3 protein-coding genes are annotated in these 3,147 nt (G+C 71.4%); all 3 read left to right on the top strand.

What is annotated here, in order from left to right; all coding sequences use genetic code 11:
• Nucleotides 1-646: LysR substrate-binding domain-containing protein (locus tag AC27IQ_RS21215; protein ID WP_487090679.1), on the top strand; the 646-nt coding region annotated here is incomplete at its 5' end.
• 22 nt (nt 647-668) lie between these two features.
• A complete protein-coding gene (locus AC27IQ_RS21220; protein ID WP_284430360.1) occupies nt 669-1,733 on the top strand; it encodes a homocysteine S-methyltransferase family protein in 1,065 nt (354 codons plus the stop codon).
• Nucleotides 1,734-1,882: 149 nt separating this feature from the next.
• On the top strand, nt 1,883-3,147 hold a 1,265-nt coding region (locus tag AC27IQ_RS21225), incomplete at its 3' end, for a histidine kinase dimerization/phospho-acceptor domain-containing protein (protein ID WP_487090680.1).

Consider the following 3,147-nt stretch of genomic DNA (forward strand, 5'->3'; position numbering starts at 1 on the left):
CGAGACGGCCCGCGCCGTGGCCGCTGGGCAGCGCGGCCGGCTGGACATCGGCTTCACCGGCTCCATGGTGTACCGCGACATGCCCGCCATCGTGCGCGCCTTCGGCGAGCGCGCGCCGGGCATCGAGGTCAACCTGCGCGAGATGTCCTCGGGCGAGCAGCTCGAAGCCCTGCTGCACCGGCAGTTGCATGCCGGCTTCATCAATGCCAGCGTCGTGCCAGCGCCCCTGCGCAGCCTGCCGCTGGCCGAGGACCATTTCGTGGCCTGCCTGCCGCAGGACCACACCCTGGCGGGCCAGGCGGAAGTCGACCTGCGTAGCCTCGCCGACGAGACCTTCGTGATGTTCGCGCGCGACGTGGCGCCGGCCAACCACGACAACGTCATCGCCCTCTTCCACCGTGCCGGCATCCACCCCCACACGCGCCACGCCACCCGGCAATGGCTCACCGTGGTGGCGCTGGTGGCCATGCGCATGGGCGTGGCCCTGGTGCCGGCCTCGATGGCGCAGGCGGCCGTCCAGGGCGTGCGGTTCGTGCCCATCGCCCACCTGGAGCATCCGACCGTCGGGGTTCTGGCATGGCATGGGGACGCGTTGACCCCGGTGCTGCAGACCTTCCTCGACGTGGCCGGGCACGGCAAGGGTTGACGCGGCTTCCTACAATCGGGGGATGACTCCGCTCCACTACACCCGCGCCCGACAGCTACCCGACATCCTGGCCCGCCGCATCGCCATCCTCGACGGCGCCATGGGCACCATGATCCAGCGCTTCAAGCTGGGCGAGGCCCAGTACCGCGGCGAGGGCTACAGCGGCCCGGACGGCGCGGGCGACCGGTTCAAGGACTTCCCGCGCGACGTGAAGGGCAACAACGAACTGCTGAGCCTCACGCGGCCGGACGTGATCCGCGACATCCACGAGCGGTATCTGGCCGCCGGCGCGGACCTGATCGAGACCAACACCTTCGGCGCCACGACCATCGCGCAGGAGGACTACAAGATGGCCGATCTCGCGCGCGAGATGAACCTGAAATCGGCGCAGTTGGCCCGTGCCGCCTGCGACAAATACTCAACGCCCGACAAGCCCCGCTTCGTGGCCGGCGCCCTGGGCCCCACGCCCAAGACGGCCAGCATCAGCCCCGACGTGAACGACCCGGGCGCACGCAACGTCGATTTCGAGCAGCTGCGCGCGGCCTACTACGAGCAGACCGAGGCCCTGGTCGAAGGCGGCTCCGACGTGCTGCTGGTCGAGACCATCTTCGACACGCTCAACGCCAAGGCGGCCCTCTTCGCCATCGACGAGTTCTTCGAGAAAAGCGGCGAGCGCCTGCCGCTCATCATCAGCGGCACGGTGACCGACGCCTCCGGCCGCATTCTCTCGGGCCAGACGGTGACGGCCTTCTGGCACAGCGTGCGCCACGCCCGCCCACTGGCCATCGGCCTGAACTGCGCCTTGGGCGCCACCCTGATGCGCCCCTACATCCAGGAGCTGAACCGGGTGGCGGAAGACACCTTCATCAGCTGCTATCCCAATGCCGGCCTGCCCAACCCGATGAGCGACACGGGCTTCGACGAGACGCCCGAGGTCACCAGCCGGCTGGTGCACGAATTCGCCGCCGAAGGGCTGGTCAACATCGTGGGCGGCTGCTGCGGCACCACGCCGGACCACATCGCGGCCATCGGCCAGGCCGTGGCGCCCGTGCCGGCGCGCAAGCTGTTCTACCCCGAAGCCGCCTGATCTCTAGGGGGCAGCTCGCCCCCCATCCGAAGCCCCTGGCCCCGGCACGGGCCGCGGCCACCACCGGGCGATGCAGGACACGCCGCTTTCCTACCGGACGGCCGCGTGTTCGCCCTTACGATCCGCCGTCCTCACTCCGATGGGCTACCGTGCGGTCTTTGCGCATCCAACTGCTTCTTTTCTGGGCCTTTCTGCTGGCCGCCTGTGCCCTGGTCGCGGCCATCATCGTGGTGCTTTACCAGACGGGCTCGGGCGCCCAGGTGGCGTCCAGCCGGGCACGCGCCGCGCAGGCCTGCGAGGACATCGCCACGCGCTACGCCAAGTCGGTGCCCACGGTGCCGGCCGACACCCCCCAGACCGACCTGCTGCGCGTGCTGCTGCACGTGGTGCTGCTGGAAGTGCCGCAGGTGGAAGGCGGCGTCTGGCGCGCCGGCAGCGGCATGCTGGCCTACGCCTACCCGACCTATGAAGGCAGCGGCGTCAATATCGACGTGCCGGCCGCCGAGCAGCCGCTCATCGTCGAATTGGCCAAGCAGGCCGGCAGCACCGGCCAGCCCATCGTGAACCTGGTGCGCGGCAGCCGCGAGGTGCTGATCGTCGCGGCCTGCCCCCTGGCCGCACACCCCGGCACCGCGGTGTGGACCATGACACGCGCCCACGCCGGCGCCATCGCCGCACAGGACACCCTGCGCACCGGCATCGCGGTGCTGGCGCTGCTGGTGGTGGCCTCGGGTGCCTGGCTGGGCTGGATGCTGCTGCGCGGCCTGCGCCAGGTGCGGCGCCTGGAAGGCGCGCTGGCGCAGGCCCAGGGCGACGCCGTGCCGCACCTGGAGCGCACCGGCATCCGCGAGCTGGACCGCATCGTCGACGGCTTCAATGCGTTCGGCACCCGCCTGGAAGACGCCCGGGCCCGGCTGAAGGAGGCCCTGGCCCAGCGCCACCGCGACCTGCGCCTGACCGCCCTGGGCCGCATGACGGCCTCGGTCGCGCACGAGATCCGCAATCCCATCGCCGCCATGCGCCTGAAGGCGGACAACGCCCTGGCCGCGCCGCCGGCCCGCCATGCCGACGCGCTGGCGTCCATCGTCACGCAGATCGACCGGCTGGAGGGCCTGGTGCAAAGCCTGCTCTCGCTGGTGCAGCCGCTCAACCTCCACCCCCGCACCGTGCCGCTCGGCCCCTGGCTGCAGGAACGGCTGGACACCGCCCGCCCGGGCTCGCAAGCCCGTGGCCGTGCGGCTGGCGCTCCGCGGCGAGGCGCCCCGCCGACGCCGTGTTCGACCCCGTGCACGTGCGCGCGCCATCGACAACCTGCTGGACAACGCCGTGCGCCATGCGCCGGCCGGCGGCGAGGCCGCGCTGTCGGCGCAGGTGGATGCGGCACGCACCCTGTGCACGCTGACGGTGGAGGACG

This window comes from Acidovorax sp. KPB24-07 (assembly GCF_057543315.1).